Raw genomic sequence first — 18,348 nt, forward strand, 5'->3', positions numbered from 1 at the left:
CGACCCCGCCTTCGGGCCCCCGCCCACCGAGGGCGGGGGAAACCCCGGACAGGCGCACCGAGCTGCGCACATGCAGTACGTTCGGGTCATGCCCCAGCCCGCCAGGTCCTCACGTACACCAGCCACGCCCGACGCGCCGGAGAGCGCCGCGGGCAGCCGCGCGGCAGCCCAGCGGCTCAAGATGCGCCGAGAACTGGCGGCGGCGGCGATGGAGCTGTTCGCGACCAAGGGGTACGAGGCGACCACCGTCGACGAGATCGCGGCCGCGGCCGGAGTCGCCCGCCGGACCTTCTTCCGTCACTTCCGCTCCAAGGAAGAGGCGATCTTCCCCGACCACGACGACACCCTGATCCGGGCGGAGGCCGTGCTCAACGCGGCCCCGGCGCACGAGCATCCGCTCGACACGGTGTGCCGTGGCATCAAGGAGGTCATGAAGATGTACGCGGCCCGGCCGGAGATCTCGGTCGCCCGCTACAAGCTCACGCGCGAGGTGCCCACCCTGCGCGAGGCGGAGATCGCGTCGGTGGCCCGCTACGAGCGCCTCTTCACCCGCTACCTCCTCGGGCACTTCGACGAGCACGCCCACGACGACGACGCCAACGACGATCCGCTGCTCGCCGAGGTCGCCGCGTCCGCCGTGGTCACCGCCCACAACCACGTGCTGCGGCGCTGGCTCCGGGCCGGCGGCCAGGGCGATGTCGAGACCCAGCTCGACCATGCCTTCGCGATCGTGCGCAAGACGTTCGGGACGGGTATCGGAGCCGGCCGCAACAGCGCCGGGACCACGCAGTCCGCCCCGGCGGCGGTCTCCGCCCAGGGCGAGGTCCTGGTGACGGTCGCCCGCACCGACGCCTCGCTGGACGAGGTCATGCGCACCATCGAGCAGGCTCTCAAGGAGCGCTGAGCACCCCTCGGAACCCCTTTCACGCTGTGACGACGGCCACCCCACCGGGTGGCCGTTTTGGCATGTCAGAGCCCCTTTTCGCGCACATTTCAGAGCCCGTTCGATCGATCATCGCTCATTTGTTACGTAAAGATTTCAGCTGAGACCAAGTTCTGGCACTCAGTGCCTTGCGGGGTGACACGCGGTGTCATACGTTGAAGGTGTCCGGGCGGCCGGCGTGCAGAGACCATTCGTACGTCGGCTGTCCCCGCAAGCTCATGGTTTGCGCGCCCGGACGCCTGCGTCACAGGCAACCTCCCGCGCCACAAAGCGCTGCCGAACAGCACATCCGCCGAACCGACGGCACGTTCACCCCAAACCCTCAGCAGCAACCGACGTAACCCTCAGCGCCCCGCCCTCAGGGCGCTCACCGCCGGAGGCAACACCGTGACCATGCAGAAGATCCTGGACGCGATCCAGTCGCCGGACTCGACACCGGACGACTTCGCCGCTCTGCCGCTCCCCGAGTCCTACCGCGCGATCACCGTGCACAAGGACGAGGCGGAGCTGTTCGCCGGGCTCGAGAGCCGCGACAAGGACCCCCGCAAGTCCCTCCACCTGGACGAGGTGGCCCTGCCCGAGCTCGGTCCGGGCGAGGCCCTGGTGGCCGTCATGGCCTCCTCGGTCAACTACAACTCCGTGTGGACCTCGATCTTCGAGCCGGTGTCGACGTTCTCCTTCCTGGAGCGCTACGGCAGGCTCAGCGAGCTCACCAAGCGGCACGACCTGCCGTACCACGTCATCGGTTCCGACCTGGCGGGCGTCGTCCTGCGCACCGGCCCGGGCGTCAACGCCTGGAAGCCGGGCGACGAGGTCGTCGCGCACTGTCTGTCCGTCGAGCTGGAGTCCTCGGACGGCCACAACGACACGATGCTCGACCCCGAGCAGCGCATCTGGGGCTTCGAGACGAACTTCGGCGGCCTCGCGGAGATCGCCCTGGTCAAGTCCAACCAGCTGATGCCCAAGCCGGACCACCTGTCGTGGGAGGAGGCGGCGGCCCCCGGCCTCGTCAACTCCACCGCCTACCGCCAGCTCGTCTCCCGCAACGGCGCCGGCATGAAGCAGGGCGACAACGTCCTGATCTGGGGCGCCAGCGGCGGACTCGGCAGCTACGCCACGCAGTTCGCGCTGGCCGGCGGCGCCAACCCGATCTGCGTCGTCTCCTCCCCCGAGAAGGCCGACATCTGCCGGGCCATGGGCGCCGAGGCGGTCATCGACCGCAACGCCGAGGGCTACAGGTTCTGGAAGGACGAGCGGACCCAGGACCCCAAGGAGTGGAAGCGTTTCGGCAAGCGCATCCGCGAGTTCACCGGCGGCGAGGACATCGACATCGTCTTCGAGCACCCCGGCCGCGAGACCTTCGGCGCCTCGGTCTACGTCACCCGCAAGGGCGGCACCATCACCACCTGTGCCTCGACCTCCGGCTACATGCACGAGTACGACAACCGCTACCTGTGGATGTCCCTGAAGCGGATCATCGGCTCGCACTTCGCCAACTACCGCGAGGCCTGGGAGGCCAACCGGCTGATCGCGAAGGGCAAGATCCACCCGACGCTGTCCAAGGTCTACTCCCTGGAGGAGACCGGGCAGGCCGCCTACGACGTGCACCGCAACCTCCACCAGGGCAAGGTCGGCGTCCTCGCGCTGGCCCCCGAGGAGGGTCTGGGCGTGCGCGACGAGGAGAAGCGCGCCCAGCACATCGACGCCATCAACCGCTTCCGCAACATCTGAGACACCCGGGGTCATAGATGACTGAGCGTCAGAAGGACCGGCCGTGGCTCATGCGCACGTACGCCGGTCACTCCACGGCCGAGGCGTCCAACGAGCTGTACCGGCGCAACCTCGCCAAGGGCCAGACGGGTCTGTCGGTCGCGTTCGACCTGCCCACCCAGACCGGCTACGACTCCGACCACGTCCTCGCCCGCGGCGAGGTCGGCCGGGTCGGTGTGCCGGTGGCCCATCTCGGTGACATGCGCAGGCTGTTCCAGGACATCCCCCTGGAGCAGATGAACACCTCGATGACGATCAACGCCACCGCCATGTGGCTGCTGGCGCTCTATCAGGTCGTCGCCGAGGAGCAGGGCGCGGACATCACCCTGCTCCAGGGCACGACCCAGAACGACATCGTCAAGGAGTACCTGTCCCGGGGCACGCACGTGTTCCCGCCGGGGCCGAGCCTGCGGCTCACCACGGACATGATCGCGTACACGGTCTCCCACATCCCGAAGTGGAACCCGATCAACATCTGCAGCTACCACCTGCAGGAGGCCGGGGCCACGCCGGTCCAGGAGATCGCGTACGCGATGTCCACGGCGATCGCCGTGCTGGACGCCGTCCGCGACTCCGGACAGGTGCCGGCCGAGAAGTTCGGCGACGTCGTCGCCCGTATCTCCTTCTTCGTCAACGCGGGCGTCCGCTTCGTCGAGGAGATGTGCAAGATGCGCGCCTTCGGCCGCATCTGGGACCGGATCACCCTGGAGCGCTACGGCATCGAGAACGCCAAGCAGCGCCGCTTCCGCTACGGCGTCCAGGTCAACTCCCTGGGCCTGACGGAGGCGCAGCCGGAGAACAACGTCCAGCGGATCGTCCTCGAGATGCTCGCCGTGACGCTGTCGAAGGACGCACGCGCGCGTGCCGTGCAGCTGCCCGCCTGGAACGAGGCCCTCGGCCTGCCCCGCCCCTGGGACCAGCAGTGGTCGCTGCGTATCCAGCAGGTGCTCGCCCTGGAGAGCGACCTGCTGGAGTACGAGGACATCTTCGAGGGCTCGAAGGTCATCGAGACCAAGGTGGCCGAGCTGGTCGAGGAGTCCCTCACGGAGATCGAGCGGATCCAGGAGATGGGCGGCGCGATGGCCGCCGTCGAGTCCGGCTACCTCAAGTCGCGGCTCGTCTCCTCGCACGCCGAGCGGCGGGCCCGGATCGAGTCCGGGCAGGAGAAGATCATCGGCGTCAACATCTTCGAGACGACCGAGCCCAACCCGCTCACCGCGGATCTCGACACGGCCATCCAGACGGTCGATCCGGCGGTCGAGGCCCGGGTCATCGCCTCCCTCGGGAACTGGCGCGACACGCGCTACCAGCCGCCCTTCAACCACCCGCGCCCGTGCAAGGCGCTGGAGAAGCTGAAGGAGGCCGCCAAGGGCACCGCCAACCTCATGGAGGCCACCCTGGAGTGCGCCCGGGCCGGCGTCACCACCGGCGAGTGGGCCGGGGCGCTGCGCGAGGTGTTCGGCGAGTTCCGCGCCCCGACCGGGGTGTCGTCGGCGCCGGTGGCGGTCCCGGCCGAGGAGGGCTCGGCCATGGCCGACGTCCGCCGCCGGGTCGAGGTGACCGCGAAGGACATGGGCGTCGGCAAGCTGCGCTTCCTGGTCGGCAAGCCGGGCCTGGACGGGCACTCCAACGGCGCCGAGCAGATAGCCGTCCGCGCGCGGGACGCCGGCTTCGAGGTGGTCTACCAGGGCATCCGGCTGACGCCCGAGCAGATCGTGGACGCCGCGCTGGAGGAGGACGTGCACGCCGTCGGGCTGTCCATCCTCTCCGGCTCGCACGCCCAGCTGGTGCCGGACGTCCTCGAACGGCTGCGTGTGGCCGGTGCCACAGACATCCCGGTGATCGCCGGTGGCATCATCCCGAATGGAGACGCCGAACAGCTCAGGGCTGCCGGCGTGGCCGCGGTCTTCACCCCGAAGGACTTCGACATCACCGGAATCATCGGCCGCATCGTCGACGAGATCCGGAAAGCGAACAAGCTCGACCCCCTGGAGGTCCCCGCATGACCGTCAACCGTCTGCGTCCCCGCCGCTCGTGTCTCGCGGTCCCGGGCAGCAACCCCCGCTTCCTCGAGAAGGCGCAGGGCCTCCCGGCGGACCAGGTGTTCCTCGACCTCGAGGACGCGTGCGCGCCGCTCGCCAAGCCCGAGGCGCGGCACACCATCGTCAAGTTCCTCAACGAGGGCGACTGGACGGGCAAGACGAGGGTGGTCCGGGTCAACGACTGGACGACCGAGTGGACGTACCGCGACGTCGTGACGGTGGTCGAGGGGGCCGGACCCAACCTCGACTGCATCATGCTGCCGAAGGTGCAGAACGCGCAGCAGATCGTCGCGCTGGACCTGCTCCTGACGCAGATCGAGAAGACCATGGGCTTCGAGGTCGGCCGCATCGGCATCGAGGCGCAGATCGAGAACGCGCAGGGCCTCAACAACGTCAACGAGATCGCCACGGCCTCCCAGCGCGTCGAGACGATCATCTTCGGCCCGGCCGACTTCATGGCGTCGATCAACATGAAGTCGCTGGTCGTGGGCGAGCAGCCGCCCGGCTACCCGGCGGACGCCTACCACTACATCCTGATGAAGATCCTGATGGCCGCCCGCGCCAACGACCTCCAGGCGATCGACGGCCCCTACCTCCAGATCCGCAACGTCGACGGCTACCGCGAGGTCGCCGGACGCGCGGCCGCCCTCGGCTTCGACGGCAAGTGGGTGCTGCACCCGGGCCAGGTCGAGGCGTCCAACGAGATCTTCTCGCCGTCGCAGGAGGACTTCGACCACGCCGAGCTGATCCTGGACGCGTACGACTACTACACGTCCGAGGCGGGCGGCAAGAAGGGCTCGGCGATGCTCGGCGACGAGATGATCGACGAGGCCAGCCGCAAGATGGCGCTGGTCATCTCCGGCAAGGGCCGCGCCGCCGGTATGCAGCGCACCGGCAAGTTCGAGATCCCGGAGGGCTGAGCGCCATGCAGTTCGGACGCACCTACGAGGAGTTCGAGGTCGGGGCGACGTACAAGCACTGGCCGGGCAAGACGGTCACGGAGTACGACGACCACCTGTTCTGTCTCCTCACCATGAACCACCACCCGCTCCACATGGACACCAACTACGCGGAGCGGACGACCGACTTCGGCAAGAACGTCGTCGTGGGCAACTACATCTACTCCCTGCTGCTCGGCATGTCCGTGCCGGACGTCTCGGGCAAGGCGATCGCCAACCTGGAGATCGAGTCGCTCAAGCACGTGGCGCCGACCTTCCACGGCGACACGGTCTACGGGCAGACGACCGTGCTCGACAAGTGGCCGTCGAAGTCGAAGAACGACCGCGGGATCGTCTACGTCGAGACCAAGGGCTACAAGCAGGACGGCACGCTGGTCTGCGTGTTCCGCCGCAAGGTGATGGTGCCGACCGAGACGTACATCAAGGAGCGCGGCGGCGAGCAGCCCGGCCGCCCCGAGCTCAGGGAGCAGGAGAAGTAGCCATGGCGCGACTCGCCCAGACCGCTGGTCTGACCGACATCCAGCAGGAGATCCTCGCCACCGTCCGCGACTTCGTGGACAAGGAGATCATCCCGGTCGCGACCGAGCTCGAGCACCGCGACGAGTACCCGCAAGCGATCGTCGACGGCCTCAAGGAGTTGGGCCTGTTCGGCCTGATGATCCCCGAGGAGTACGGCGGTCTGGGCGAGTCGCTCCTGACGTACGCCCTGTGCGTCGAGGAGATCGCCCGCGGCTGGATGTCGGTCTCCGGCATCATCAACACGCACTTCATCGTGGCGTACATGCTCAAGCAGCACGGTACGCAGGAGCAGAAGGACCACTACCTGCCGAGGATGGCGGCCGGCGACGTCCGCGGCGCCTTCTCCATGTCGGAGCCGGCTCTCGGCTCGGACGTGTCGGCGATCACGTCGAAGGCGGTGAAGGACGGCGACGAGTACGTCCTCAACGGCCAGAAGATGTGGCTGACGAACGGCGGCACGTCGTCGCTGGTGGCCGTTCTGGTCCGAAGTGACGAAGGACACTCCCCCGAAGAGGCGGCCGCCAAGCCGCACAAGTCGATGACGACCTTCCTGATCGAGAAGGAACCCGGCTTCGGCGAGGTCCGCCCCGGCCTGACCATCCCGGGCAAGATCGACAAGATGGGGTACAAGGGGGTGGACACCACCGAGCTGATCATGGATGGCCTGCGCCTTCCCGCCGATCGCGTGCTCGGCGGGGTCACCGGCCGAGGTTTTTACCAAATGATGGACGGGGTCGAGGTGGGTCGCGTCAATGTCGCGGCCCGTGGTTGCGGCGTCGCCCAGCGTGCCTTCGAGCTGGGGGTCTCCTACGCCCAGCAGCGCCACACCTTCGGCAAGCCGATCGCCCAGCACCAGGCGATCCAGTTCAAGCTGGCCGAGATGGCTACCAAGGTCGAGGCCGCCCATGCCATGATGGTGAACGCCGCGCGCAAAAAGGACTCCGGGGAACGAAACGACCTCGAGGCAGGGATGGCGAAGTACCTCGCCTCCGAGTACTGCAAGGAGGTCGTGGAGGATGCCTTCCGGATCCACGGAGGCTACGGCTTCTCCAAGGAGTACGAGATCGAGCGCCTCTACCGTGAGGCCCCGATGCTGCTGATCGGTGAAGGCACCGCAGAAATCCAGAAAATGATCATCGGGCGCAGACTGCTCGAGGAATACCGGTTCCAAGGCTGATTGTCCGGGTTGGGGGTGTTTTCTTCGAGAAGAAGATCACACCCCGTCACCTTCTCTCTGCCGTCGACTCGGCTTCCTTGCTTACCCAGTTGTGGCCCCGAACCGCTACGATCGCGGAAAGCCGCCGTCCCCCCGTCGAAGCGCGGCATCATCCGCTACGAAGGTCATCCATGCCCCACAGCCAAACCTCTGCACACCGCGACAGCCTGGTAGGCGCACGCCTCGCGCGCGGAGCATCGCCGTGGCTTCTGCCGACCGTCGCCACCGCAGCCGTCAGCCTGCTGCGCGCCCGCCGCTCGGGCGCCGCCAAGGCCGTCGCCGTGCCCGCCACCGCTCTCGCGGCGGGCATGCTGTGGTTCTTCCGCGACCCCGAGCGCGAGATCGCCTCGGGCCGGGTCATCTCCCCCGCCGACGGTGTGGTGCAGAGCATCATGCCGTGGAAGGACGGACGCACCCGGGTCGCGATCTTCATGAGCCCGCTCAACGTCCACGTCAACCGCGCGCCGCTGGCCGGCACCGTGACGTCGGTCGAGCACATCCCCGGCGGGTTCGTGCCGGCGTTCAACAAGGAGAGCGAGAACAACGAGCGCGTCGTCTGGCACTTCGACACCGAGCTCGGTGACATCGAGATGATCCAGATCGCCGGAGCCGTCGCCCGCCGCATCGTCCCCTACATCCCCGAGGGCACGAAGGTCGAGCAGGGCGAGCGGATCGGCCTGATCCGCTTCGGTTCGCGTGTCGACATCTACCTCCCCGAGGGCGTGGACGTCGCGGTCGAGGTGGGGCAGAAGACCGTGGCAGGGGTGACTCGCATTGACCGTGATTGACCCGGAGACCCAGGCGGGCTGGGTGCCCGAGGCCGACGAGGTGGACGAAGAGGAGGAGATGCCCCTCTCTCTCCGCCTGTCGATAGCGGACACCCTCACCCTCGGCAACGCAACGTGCGGCTTCATGGCGGTGTACTTCACCACCACCGGCATCCTGATCCCGCACCTCACCGGCAGCCAGGAATCCGGCATGGCCCGCCACAGCGCGGCCACGGCGGTCATCCTGATGCTGTGCGCGGCGGTCTTCGACCTGTTCGACGGCCTGGTCGCACGCAAGCTGCGCTCGTCCCCGATGGGCGCGGAACTGGACAACCTCTCGGACCTGATCAGCTTCGGTCTGGCCCCGGCGTACTTCGTCCTGGTCTACGGCATGGTCGCCGACGACGCCCACCAGCGGGTGGCGGCGGTCGGGGCGATCGTGGTGCTGCTGGCGGTGGTGCTGAGACTCGCGAGATTCTCGTGCGTCACCGTCAAGGACGGCACCTTCCAGGGCATGCCGTCGCCGTTCGGCGCGCTGACGGTCGTCTCGATCGTGCTCCTCGAGCTGCCGTTCGTCGCCACGCTCATGGCGATCATCGGCACCGCGTGGCTGATGGTGAGCCGGGTCGAGTACCCGAAGCCGCGGGGCCGCCTCGCCGGCGCGATGCTCTGCTGGATCGTGCTGTCCATGGGCCTGCTGGCGGCCTGGGCGTTCGACGCCCCGAGCGGTCAGCTGCTGCTCCAGACCGGCTGCGCGCTGCAGCTCGTCATGTGCGCGGTCATCCCGCTGTTCGCCACGGCGCGCCGGGTGAACAACTTCCGCGACAACCGGCGCGAGGCGCGGGCGGCACAGCTGCCCTGACCCTCGCTCCACCGCGAAACGGGTGCGGCCCGGACCTTCGAGGTCCGGGCCGCACCCGTTTCGCGTTCAAGGACGTCCGCAGTGTGCCCTTGCCCTGTGCGGGAGCCCGGCATCAAGAAAAGCCCGCGTGGGACGCCCGCAGCTCCGTCAGGGAGACCGGCGGCGAGCCGTCCCCCCTCTGACGTAGCCCCCGCTCAGCTCAGGAAGTCGCGGCCGATCTGTTCCGCGACCCGTTCCAGGATCGGCCCCGCGTCCGAGATGCAGGTCGCCACGTCGGGCTCGACATCCGTCAGCGGATAGGCGCGGCGGATGCCGGCCCGGCCCAGCGCCGCCGGGGGCAGGGCGAGGCGGCCGCAGACGGCGACGACCTCCTTGCCGGCCGCCCGGGCTGCCGCGGCGACGCCCGCGGGAGCCTTGCCGTGCAGGGTCTGCTCGTCCAGCGAGCCCTCACCGGTGATCACCAGCTCGGCCCGCTCGAGCGCCGACGCGAAGCCCAGCACGTCGAGCATGACCTCGATGCCGGCGCGGAACCGGGCGCCGACGAGCAGCGCCCCGTAGCCGATGCCGCCCGCGGCGCCCGCGCCCGGCGCGGCGGCGTACTGCGCCGCCTTCGACCCGAGCGCCGTCTCCAGTACCTCGGCGTAGTGCGTGAGCGCCGCGTCCAGCGTCTCGACGTCGTCCGGCGAGGCGCCCTTCTGCGGGCCGTACACCGCCGGTGCGCCCTTGGGGCCGGTCAGCGGATTGTCGACGTCGCTCGCCAGGACCAGTTCCACGGCGGCCAGCCGGGGATCCAGCCCCGACAGGTCGGCGCGGGCCAGCTGCGCGAGACCGCCACCGCCCGGGGCCACCGGCTCGCCGTCCTCGTCGAGGAACCGCGCGCCGAGCGCGGACAGCATGCCCGCGCCGCCGTCCGTGGTGGCGCTGCCGCCGACCCCGAAGACGATCGTCCGCACTCCCGCGTCCAGCGCGGCCCGCAACAGCTCGCCCGAACCGTAGGTCGACGCCGTCAGGGGCGCGAAGACGCCGGCCGGGAGCCGCTGCAGGCCGCTCGCCTCCGCCATCTCCACGACCGCGGTGTCGCCGCGGACCGCGAACGCGGCGCTCACCTCCTGTCCGAGAGGCCCGGCGACCCGCACCTCCCGGCGTTCGAAGCCTGCCGCGACCGCCGCCGCGACGGTCCCGTCACCGCCGTCGGCGACGGGCAGGGCCTCCACCTCGAGGTCCGCCACGACCCGGCGCAGCCCGGCCGTCACCCGCTCGGCGACCTCCACGGCCGTCAGCGAGCCCTTGAACTTGTCCGCGGCCACGAGCACCCGTCGGGTGCCCCGCGCTGGAGCGTCCGTCACCTTGCATCCCCTTGCTCTCCGGGCCCCGCGCACGTCAGGGCCAGTCGCGCCGCTGCGACCTTAACCGGAAGGCGCCCCCGCCGTCATGCGGTGCCCGGACCCTGGAACAACCCTGAGCGGCGGCTGTGGGCCTTCGCAACCCTCGCGGGTGGCACCGGAATCGGGTAGACCGGACCCATGACCCCTGTGGGCGGCGAGCCGGAGCTCGCCGACCGCGTCCTCGGGGGCTGGCTGGGCCGGATCGCGGGCAACATGCTCGGCAAGCCGGTCGAGCAGGGCGACCTGTGGACGCGCGAGCGCATCGACCGCTATCTGCGGCGGGCCGCAGCCCTGCCGCTCACCGACTACCTGCCCGAGCCGGCCACCGAGGAGGACGGCCTGCGACTGCGCCCGGAGTGGCGGGAGTGCGTGCGCGGCCGCATCCACGGCAGCTGCCGCGACGACGACGTCGACTACGCGATCCTCGGGCTCGACCTCCTGGAGACCCACGGCTTCGGCTTCGGCACCGAGCAGGTCGGCGACCTGTGGCTGCTGCGGCTGCCGTACCTCCAGACGTTCACCGCCGAGCGGGCCGCCTACCGCAACCTGACGGCCGGGCTGAAGCCGCCGCTGACGGCGACGTACGACAACCCCTACCAGGAGTGGATCGGCGCCCTGATCCGCGCCGACATCTACGGCTGGACCTGCCCGGGACTCCCCCGCCGAGCCGCCTCCCTCGCCCGCCGGGACGCGGTGCTCTCGCACACCGGCAACGGCGTGTACGGCGCGATGTTCGCGGCCGCGCTGATCTCGGCGGCGTTCACCGCGCCGACGGTGCGCCACGCGCTGGACGAGGCGCTGGCCGTGGTCCCGGCGAGCAGCCGGCTCGCCCGGACCGTACGACGGGTCGCCTCCCTCCACGACACCCGCATGACCTGGGAGGACACGCTCGCCACGGTGAGCGAGGAGACGGCGGGCCTGAGCTGGATCCACACCGTCCCGAACGCCGCCGTCCTCACCGCCGGGCTGCTGTACGGCGACGGCGACTTCACCCGGACCGTCACGCTCACCGTGCGCGGCGGCCTGGACACGGACTCCAACGGCGCGACGGCCGGTTCGGTGGCCGGTGTCCTGACCGGCGCCTCGGCGATCCCGCCGCAGTGGACGGAGCCGCTGGAGGACACGGTGCGCAGCGCGGTGTTCGGCTTCGACGGCGTCCGCATCAGCGAGCTGGCGCGGCGGACGCTGCGCCTGGTCGGGGAGCGGGACCGCCCGGCGCAGATCTGAGCCGGTGCGCGGCCGGCCCGGCACCCCTTCGCCGGCACATCTTCGCCGGCGCCCCTTCGCCGGCCGCCCGTACGCGTGCCGCCCGTACGCTCGCCGCCCTTGCGCTTGCCGGATGAGCGCCCCCGCCACGCCCGGCTTCGCGGCGTACATCACCTCCCTGCCCCGCGTCCTGGCGGGCGCCGCCGCGTGGCGGCTGGTCCCGCGCGAGGAGCTCACCGACCACCTGCCGGGTTCGCTGGGTCACCGGGTCCTGGCCGCACCGGACGCGCTCGCGGACGGCTCGACGACGGCGGAACTGGAGAACGGCCGCCCCGCCCGCTGACCCGCGGCCCGCCGGCCCCCGCCCGCTCAGCCCTCGACGTCGCGCGGCTTGCCGTCCACCTCACGCAGGGCCTCGTCACGGACGGCGGTCCTGGCCTCCGTGCGATGGCCGCGCTCGATGTAGTCGCGCACGACCACTTCGACGGCGTCCTGGGGGTTGCCCACACCGGTGAGCACCATGACTTCGACGACGAGTTCGGCGTCGAGCGAGACAGCGACCTTGGCCATGCGGGGACGTTAACACCGGCCGGGGCGCCGCGACATACACTCGCGACCGCCCGCGTCCCGGCCCTACGCTCGCTGATCCCCGCCCACCTGCGCGACGGGCGTCGCGGGGACACGAGTCCTTACGCCTCGAGTGAGAAGAGGGCCGCGTCGCCGGGGGCGGTGCCGCCCTCGAAGTCCAGCAGGCGCCGCTTGCGGTCCAGGCCGCCGCCGTAGCCGGTGAGGCCGCCGCCGGCGCCGATCACGCGGTGGCAGGGCACGATGATGCCGACGGGGTTCCGGCCGTTGGCGAGGCCCACCGCGCGGGAGGCGGTCGGATTGCCGAGGGCTTCGGCGAGTTCGCCGTAGGTGCGCGTCTCGCCGTACGGGATCTTCCGCAGTCCGTCCCAGACGGAGCGCTGGAACGGGGTTCCGTGCAGCCGCAGTTCGAGGCTGAACTCCTTCAGATCGCCTGCGAAATAGGCCTCCAGCTGCTCCTCCGCGTCCCCGAACAGGGTGTCGTCGCGGGGGCCGAAGGTCTCCTCGGGTGGGCGGTGTCGCTGTTCGGTCATGTAGAGGCCGCACAGGACGCCGTCGTCGGCGACGAGCGTGAGAGGGCCGTACGGGCTGTCGACGATCGTGTGCTGTTTCACCGAAGTTCCTTACTCGGGGAGGAAGTTGATCGGGTGACTGTCGGTCGCCCACAGGTACTGGACGGCGTACGCCCGCCAGGGGCGCCAGCCCGCGGCGCGGGCGGTGAGCGCCGCCGGGGTGCAGGGCAGGCCCAGTTCCTTTGCGGCGCGCCGGATTCCGAGGTCGGTGGGGAGGAAGGCGTCGGGATCGCCGAGGGCGCGCATCGCGATGACGTCGACGGTCCAGGGTCCGAAGCCGGGCAGGGCGAGCAGGACGGCGCGGGCCTTGGGCCAGTCGCTCTCCACGCCCAAGTTCAGTCTCCCGTCGGCGAGTTGTGCGACGAGGGTGGTGAAGGTGGTGCGGCGGGCGCGGGGCATCGCCAGGGTGTCGGGGTCGACGGCGGCGAGCGCCTCGGTGGTCGGGAAGAGGTGGGTGAGGCCGCCCTCCGGGTCGTCGACCGGTTCTCCGTGCGCGGTGACCAGGCGGGCCGCGTGGGTGCGGGCGGCCGCCGTGGAGACCTGCTGACCCAGCACGGCGCGTACGGCGAACTCCGCCTCGTCGACCGTACGGGGCACCCGGCGACCGGGGGCCTTGTCCACCAGGGGCGCGAGCAGCGGATCCGTGCGCAGTTGCTCGTCGATGGCGAGCGGGTCGGCGTCCAGGTCGAGCATGCGCCGGCAGCGGCTGATCGCGACCGTGAGGTCGCGCAGGTCGCTGAGGGTCAGGCGGCAGCCGATGTGGTCGGGGTTCGGGGTGAGCGCCACGACGCCGTGCCCGTACGGCAGCCGGAGCGTGCGCCGGAACGCGCCGTCCCGCCATTCCTCGACCCCCGGGACGCCGGTCGCGGCGAGGTGCCCGAAGAGGTTGTCCGGGTTGAGCGGGGCCCGGAAGGGCAGGCGCAGGGCGAGCGTGCCGGGCGTGGCCGGGCGGGCCGAGGGGTTCTTCCGCGGGACCCGGGCACGCAGTTCGCTCGGGGAGAGCGCGAAGACCTCGCGCACCGTGTCGTTGAAGGTGCGGATGGAGGCGAAGCCGGACGCGAACGCGGCCTCCGCCATCGGCAGTTCGGTCGTCTCGATGAGCAGGCGAGCGGTCTGCGCACGCTGTGCACGGGCCAACGCCAGCGGGCCCGCGCCGAGTTCGGCGAGGAGTTGGCGTTCCACCTGGCGGGTGCTGTAGCCGAGGCGGGCCGCGAGTCCGGGCACGCCTTCACGGTCGACGACACCGTCGGCGATCAGCCGCATGGCGCGGGCGACCAGGTCGGCGCGCTGGTTCCACTCCGGGGAGCCCGGCGTGGTGTCGGGCCGGCAGCGCTTGCAGGCGCGGAAGCCGGCCTGCTGGCAGGCGGCGGCGCTCGGGTGGAAGACCATGTTCTGCGGCTTGGGCGGCACGACGGGGCAGCTGGGCCGGCAGTAGATGCCGGTGGTCAGGACCGCCGTGAAGAACCAGCCGTCGAACCGCGCGTCCTTGGACTGCACGGCGCGCACACAGCGCTCGCGATCGGTGTACATCCCGTTCTGCATACGTCCAGCATCGGCCGGTCGCCGATCGGGCGCTGGCGAGAATCCGACATCGGCCTCGGCCGGCCCGCACCGCCCGCCGGCTCCCGCGCAGGGGTGCCGGGACGCCCTGGCGCCGGTCTCAGCCCGTCCTCTCCGGCCACGACGCCAGCGACCAGATCACGAACACGTCGATCCCCATGACCACGATCGACCAGAGCGGCTCGTAGGGCAGGAACAGGAACTGGGTGACCAGGCTCAGCGCGGCGAGGAAGATGCCCGCGAAGCGCGCCCAGGGCACGCCCTTGAGGAGGGCCGCGCCGGTCGCCGCCGCGACGACGCCGAGGACGAGGTGGATCCAGCCCCAGCCGGTGAGGTCGAGTTCGTAGGCGTACGAGCCCACACGGGCGTAGATGTCGTCCTTCGCGAGGGCCGCGATGCCCTGGAAGGCCGCGAGCACGCCACTGCACAGCAGCAGGACACCGGCGAAGACGACGCCGCCGGCCAGGCCGTCGTGCGCGGCGGGCCGGGACGGGCCGCCGGGGGGCGTGGACCAGGAGGTGCCGATCTCGCCGTGCGGCTCTCCGGTCGGGGAGTGCGAGCTCATGCGGGGCTGTCCTTTCGGCGGGGCCGGGTCGCGAGGAAGTCGACGATCCCCAGTGCGAAGAGCAGGGCGAGAGCGAGACCGACCACGACCCAGCCGGTCGGATACGGCCACAGGACGAAGGCCAGGACGGCTCCCGCGGCCAGGATCCAGGTGATCCAGGTGCGGTAGCGGTCGACGAACGGGCCGACGGGGCCGGTGCGCAGTCCGGCGTGGTCGGCGGTCGCGCGCACGGCGCCGATGCCCGAGTGCCAGAGCCGCCGCACCAGAGCGGCGTGGCGGCCGGGCCCGGTGAGCCAGGCGGCGAGGGCGATCACCACGCCGAGGGCGACCACCGACCGCACGGAGGTGCGCAGGAAACGGGTGAGCGTGTCGTACACGGACCCGGCGGCCGGCTGGGAGACGCCGGCCGGGAGGGCGTCCAGGTAGACGACGCGGAAGACGGTCAGCGCGACGCCCAGCAGGAGCGTGGCGAAGGCGAAGCAGAGCGCGGCGACGATCAGGACGCGGCGGCGGTGCGCCGAGAGCAGGACGCCTGCCGCCACCAGCAGGACCGCGATGACGGGCAGCCAGAAGCCGACCAGCTGGAGCAGCCGGAAGTAGGTCTTGACCTTGCCGACGTCCTCGGACCTGAGGACCGTGAAGTTCGTGTGGATCTCGGGGATCTTCCCCGCGACCGTCATCCCGGAGTCCACCAGTCGTTGCTTGACCTGGTCGACGACCGGGGCGAGGTCGACCGTGACCGTGTCGTTCTCGATCTTCACCGCGCCGCCGCCGCTGCCCGTGAGGGCCTTCTCGACGGCACTGTGGACCCTGCGGTTGGCGTCGGTCCAGATCTTCTCGAAGGCGTCGGAGGCCACGACCGCCTGCGCCTTGTCGTGCACGAAGCTGCGGACGGCGCTCTCGAGCGAGGGACCGAGCCTGCCGAGGGCCTTCTCCAGCAGGGGACGCTGGGCCGGGACGGCGTCCTGGAGGAGCGTGGTGAGGTCGAGGCGCCCCATCACCGCGTTCGTGACGCGGGTGGCGGCCGCGTTCTGGACGTCCTTGTCGGAGGCCAGCGGGCGGACGGTGTCGACATAGCGGTCGGTGTCGCCCACGATGCTGGAGGTCCAGGCCGCCACCAGGCCCAGCGGGGCCAGGACGCAGCCGAGGACGATGAGGACGACCGCGACGATCGAGCGGACCCGGTGGTGGGTGGGACGACGGGTGCGCTCCTCCTCCAGTGCCGCGATGCGGGCCCTGAGTGCGTCCAGCTCCGCGTCGGCGGGAACACCGCTTTCCGGCATGGCGGACTCCCTCGCCGTCGGTCGGATCCGGCCCTGGGTCGGACCGTGGATGCCAGCACATCCCGGCCGTGCGGCGACGGCGAGCGAGGCGGGGCCGTTCGGGTGAACGACCCCGCCCGCAGGGCAGGCCGCTACATGTTGATCATGTGCCCGGCCAGGCCGTGCACGGCCTCCTTGACGGCCTCGCCCAGCGTCGGGTGGGCGTGGACGTTGCGGGCGACCTCGTGCACGGTGAGGTCCCACTGCTGGGCGAGGGTCAGCTCGGGAAGCAGTTCGGTGACGTCGGGGCCGATCAGATGACCGCCGATGAGCTCGCCGTACTTGGCGTCGCTGATCAGTTTCACGAAACCGGTGGTGTCGCCGAGACCGTGCGACTTGCCGTTCGCGGTGAACGGGAACTTCGCCACCTTGACGTCGTAACCCTTTTCCCGCGCCTGGGCCTCGGTGTAGCCGAAGCTGGCGACCTGGGGCTGGCAGTAGGTGGCGCGCGGGATCATGGCGTAGTCCAGCTCCATGGTCTCCGCGTCGGCGAGGGTCTCGGCGGCGATGACGCCCATGGCCTCGGCGGCGTGCGCGAGCATCAGTTTCGCGGTGACGTCGCCGATGGCGTAGATGTGCGGGACGGAGGTGCGACAGCGGCCGTCGACGTCGATCGCGCCGCGCTCGGTGACCCGCACACCCGTGTTCTCCAGGCCGTAGCCGGTGACGTTCGGGGCGAAGCCGATCGCCTGGAGCACCTTGTCGGACTCCAGGACCTGCTGGGCGCCGTCCTTGCCGGTGACCGTGACGCGGACCCGCGGACCGGACTCGTCGATGGACTCCACCCGGGTGGAGGTGAGCACGTCGATGCCCAACTTGCGGTACTGCTTGGCCAGTTCGGTGGAGACCTCGGCGTCCTCCAGAGGCGCGACCCGGTCCAGGAACTCGACGATCGTCACCTTCACACCGTAGTTGTGCAGGACGTACGCGAACTCGATGCCGATGGCGCCGGCGCCCGCGATGACGATCGACTGCGGAAGGTCGTCGGCGAGGATCTGCTCCTCGTACGTCACCACTCGCGCACTGCGCTTGGTGCCGGGGAGCAGCTTGGGGGTGGCGCCGGTGGCGATGATGCAGTGGTCGAAACCGAGGGTGCGGGTCTCTCCGTCGTAACCGGTTACCCGCAGGGTGTGGTCGTCGACGAAAGCGCCGCGGCCGTCGAACTCGGTGATCTTGTTCTTCTTCATCAGGTAGTGGACGCCCTTGACCCGGCCGTCGGCGACCTTGCGGCTGCGGCGGTACGCCTCTCCGTAGTCGAAGGAGACCTGTCCGTCGACCTTGATGCCGAAGGTCTTCGCCTCACGGGTGAAGATGTGGGCGAGCTCGGCGTTGCGCAGGAGGGCCTTGGTGGGGATACAGCCCACGTTCAGGCAGACGCCGCCCCAGTATTTCTCCTCGACGACGGCGACGCGCTTGCCCAGCTGGGCGGCGCGGACCGCGGCGACGTAGCCGCCCGGACCGGCGCCTAGGACCACGACGTCGAAGCGTTCGTCCTGCTCGGTCATGGATTCGTTTCCTTTTCCGTGGAGTGCGATACGGGTGATGCGTGCTGCCGTTCCGATTCTCGCGCGCCGGCGGGAAGAATGTGTGAGTGATCGATCACTGCTGCGCCGAGATGACCCGCCAGGCCGGCCTCCGATGCCGGGTACACCCCGACGTCTTCGCCTGCCCGGACGCACTGGTCCGGTTCGAACCGAAGTTCGGGGAGTACGGGCTGATCGTCCACGACGGGGGGACGGCCTCCCTGGAGATCGCCTTCTGTCCGTGGTGCGGCGCGCGTCTGCCGGAGTCGCAGCGCAACCGGTGGTTCGACGCGCTCGAGGCACGGGGGATCGATCCCGGGGAGGACGAGGTGCCGCCGGAGTTCGAGGACGACCGGTGGCTGCGCGAAGGTCTCGCCGACCCGGTGTCGCCCGGCGAAGATCTGCCGCGTTCTCGCTGAGGCGTCGCAGAAGCGCCGGCGGTACGGGCCCGCGGGTCAGGCATGCGTCGCCGTACCCGGGCCGGTACCGCCGGCAGAGGTGGAACTGGTGGAACTGGTGGAGCGGTAGAGCGGTAGAGCGGTAGAGCGGTAG

Annotated in this window: 17 protein-coding genes and 1 pseudogene; 11 read left to right on the top strand and 7 right to left on the bottom strand. The window is 70.4% G+C overall.

Annotation, left to right across the window (positions count from 1 at the left end):
• The first annotated feature begins 70 nt into the window (after positions 1-70).
• The 8 genes from QQM72_RS08475 to pssA all read left to right on the top strand — a co-directional run bounded on the left by QQM72_RS08475 (position 71) and on the right by pssA (position 9,078).
• The gene (locus QQM72_RS08475) at positions 71-904 is read left to right on the top strand and encodes a TetR family transcriptional regulator (RefSeq protein ID WP_314220471.1); all 834 of its coding nucleotides are present in this window, start codon (positions 71-73) and stop codon (positions 902-904) included.
• 432 nt (positions 905-1,336) lie between these two features.
• Positions 1,337-2,674: a crotonyl-CoA carboxylase/reductase gene (gene ccrA / locus QQM72_RS08480; protein WP_314220472.1), complete on the top strand. Its 1,338-nt coding sequence runs from the start codon at positions 1,337-1,339 to the stop codon at positions 2,672-2,674.
• A gap of 17 nt (positions 2,675-2,691) precedes the next feature.
• Complete coding sequence (locus tag QQM72_RS08485) at positions 2,692-4,719, top strand: protein meaA (RefSeq protein WP_314220180.1); 2,028 nt, start codon at positions 2,692-2,694, stop codon at positions 4,717-4,719.
• Entirely contained in the window at positions 4,716-5,675 is a 960-nt protein-coding gene (locus tag QQM72_RS08490; protein ID WP_314220181.1) for an HpcH/HpaI aldolase/citrate lyase family protein, read from the top strand. The genes QQM72_RS08485 and QQM72_RS08490 overlap by 4 nt, the downstream gene beginning before the upstream one ends.
• A 5-nt stretch (positions 5,676-5,680) precedes the next feature.
• Positions 5,681-6,193, top strand: coding sequence for a MaoC family dehydratase (locus QQM72_RS08495; RefSeq protein ID WP_314220182.1), 513 nt, complete (start codon positions 5,681-5,683; stop codon positions 6,191-6,193).
• Between the two features lie 2 nt (positions 6,194-6,195).
• Positions 6,196-7,410, top strand: coding sequence for an acyl-CoA dehydrogenase family protein (locus QQM72_RS08500; protein ID WP_314220183.1), 1,215 nt, complete (start codon positions 6,196-6,198; stop codon positions 7,408-7,410).
• A 170-nt stretch (positions 7,411-7,580) separates the two neighbouring features.
• The gene (locus tag QQM72_RS08505; RefSeq protein WP_020125547.1) at positions 7,581-8,237 is read left to right on the top strand and encodes a phosphatidylserine decarboxylase; all 657 of its coding nucleotides are present in this window, start codon (positions 7,581-7,583) and stop codon (positions 8,235-8,237) included.
• 22 nt (positions 8,238-8,259) lie between these two features.
• A complete protein-coding gene (gene pssA / locus QQM72_RS08510) occupies positions 8,260-9,078 on the top strand; it encodes a CDP-diacylglycerol--serine O-phosphatidyltransferase (protein ID WP_314220473.1) in 819 nt (272 codons plus the stop codon).
• A 194-nt stretch (positions 9,079-9,272) separates the two neighbouring features.
• Here pssA and QQM72_RS08515 read toward each other — a convergent pair whose 3' ends face one another.
• Positions 9,273-10,391 (bottom strand): glycerate kinase, encoded by a 1,119-nt coding sequence (locus QQM72_RS08515; protein ID WP_314220474.1) that lies wholly within the window; start codon positions 10,389-10,391, stop codon positions 9,273-9,275.
• A gap of 210 nt (positions 10,392-10,601) precedes the next feature.
• On the opposite strand from QQM72_RS08515, the gene QQM72_RS08520 reads away from it, so the two are divergent.
• Complete coding sequence (locus QQM72_RS08520; RefSeq protein ID WP_314220184.1) at positions 10,602-11,690, top strand: ADP-ribosylglycohydrolase family protein; 1,089 nt, start codon at positions 10,602-10,604, stop codon at positions 11,688-11,690.
• Positions 11,691-11,874: 184 nt separating this feature from the next.
• Positions 11,875-12,012: pseudogene (locus tag QQM72_RS08525) on the top strand (NUDIX hydrolase); the annotation flags it as partial.
• 26 nt (positions 12,013-12,038) lie between these two features.
• On the opposite strand, the gene QQM72_RS08530 reads toward QQM72_RS08525, so the two are convergent.
• The 6 genes from QQM72_RS08530 to lpdA form a co-directional block, all read right to left on the bottom strand.
• Positions 12,039-12,239, bottom strand: coding sequence for a DUF2191 domain-containing protein (locus tag QQM72_RS08530; protein WP_314220185.1), 201 nt, complete (start codon positions 12,237-12,239; stop codon positions 12,039-12,041).
• Positions 12,240-12,358: 119 nt separating this feature from the next.
• Positions 12,359-12,868 (bottom strand): methylated-DNA--[protein]-cysteine S-methyltransferase, encoded by a 510-nt coding sequence (locus QQM72_RS08535; protein ID WP_314220186.1) that lies wholly within the window; start codon positions 12,866-12,868, stop codon positions 12,359-12,361.
• A gap of 9 nt (positions 12,869-12,877) precedes the next feature.
• Positions 12,878-14,368: an AlkA N-terminal domain-containing protein gene (locus QQM72_RS08540; RefSeq protein WP_314220187.1), complete on the bottom strand. Its 1,491-nt coding sequence runs from the start codon at positions 14,366-14,368 to the stop codon at positions 12,878-12,880.
• Between the two features lie 118 nt (positions 14,369-14,486).
• Entirely contained in the window at positions 14,487-14,951 is a 465-nt protein-coding gene (locus QQM72_RS08545; RefSeq protein ID WP_314220188.1) for a DUF7144 family membrane protein, read from the bottom strand.
• Complete coding sequence (locus QQM72_RS08550; protein WP_314220189.1) at positions 14,948-16,234, bottom strand: hypothetical protein; 1,287 nt, start codon at positions 16,232-16,234, stop codon at positions 14,948-14,950. The genes QQM72_RS08545 and QQM72_RS08550 overlap by 4 nt, the downstream gene beginning before the upstream one ends.
• A 131-nt stretch (positions 16,235-16,365) precedes the next feature.
• Positions 16,366-17,778 (bottom strand): dihydrolipoyl dehydrogenase, encoded by a 1,413-nt coding sequence (lpdA, locus tag QQM72_RS08555; protein ID WP_314220190.1) that lies wholly within the window; start codon positions 17,776-17,778, stop codon positions 16,366-16,368.
• An 86-nt stretch (positions 17,779-17,864) separates the two neighbouring features.
• On the opposite strand from lpdA, the gene QQM72_RS08560 reads away from it, so the two are divergent.
• Positions 17,865-18,215, top strand: a complete 351-nt coding sequence (locus QQM72_RS08560) for a DUF6980 family protein (RefSeq protein ID WP_314220191.1) — start codon at positions 17,865-17,867, stop codon at positions 18,213-18,215.
• Positions 18,216-18,348: the final 133 nt, after the last annotated feature.

Source organism: Streptomyces zaehneri (genome assembly GCF_032248645.1).
GTDB classification, from domain to species: domain Bacteria; phylum Actinomycetota; class Actinomycetes; order Streptomycetales; family Streptomycetaceae; genus Streptomyces; species Streptomyces coriariae.

Coding starts and splice junctions, on each gene's coding strand:
- QQM72_RS08475 (WP_314220471.1), top strand. CDS start 71: ATGCAGTACGTTCGGGTCATGCCCCAGCCCGCCAGGTCCTCACGTACA.
- ccrA (WP_314220472.1), top strand. CDS start 1,337: ATGCAGAAGATCCTGGACGCGATCCAGTCGCCGGACTCGACACCGGAC.
- QQM72_RS08485 (WP_314220180.1), top strand. CDS start 2,692: ATGACTGAGCGTCAGAAGGACCGGCCGTGGCTCATGCGCACGTACGCC.
- QQM72_RS08490 (WP_314220181.1), top strand. CDS start 4,716: ATGACCGTCAACCGTCTGCGTCCCCGCCGCTCGTGTCTCGCGGTCCCG.
- QQM72_RS08495 (WP_314220182.1), top strand. CDS start 5,681: ATGCAGTTCGGACGCACCTACGAGGAGTTCGAGGTCGGGGCGACGTAC.
- QQM72_RS08500 (WP_314220183.1), top strand. CDS start 6,196: ATGGCGCGACTCGCCCAGACCGCTGGTCTGACCGACATCCAGCAGGAG.
- QQM72_RS08505 (WP_020125547.1), top strand. CDS start 7,581: ATGCCCCACAGCCAAACCTCTGCACACCGCGACAGCCTGGTAGGCGCA.
- QQM72_RS08520 (WP_314220184.1), top strand. CDS start 10,602: ATGACCCCTGTGGGCGGCGAGCCGGAGCTCGCCGACCGCGTCCTCGGG.
- QQM72_RS08530 (WP_314220185.1), bottom strand. CDS start 12,239: ATGGCCAAGGTCGCTGTCTCGCTCGACGCCGAACTCGTCGTCGAAGTC.
- QQM72_RS08540 (WP_314220187.1), bottom strand. CDS start 14,368: ATGCAGAACGGGATGTACACCGATCGCGAGCGCTGTGTGCGCGCCGTG.
- QQM72_RS08545 (WP_314220188.1), bottom strand. CDS start 14,951: ATGAGCTCGCACTCCCCGACCGGAGAGCCGCACGGCGAGATCGGCACC.
- QQM72_RS08550 (WP_314220189.1), bottom strand. CDS start 16,234: ATGCCGGAAAGCGGTGTTCCCGCCGACGCGGAGCTGGACGCACTCAGG.
- lpdA (WP_314220190.1), bottom strand. CDS start 17,778: ATGACCGAGCAGGACGAACGCTTCGACGTCGTGGTCCTAGGCGCCGGT.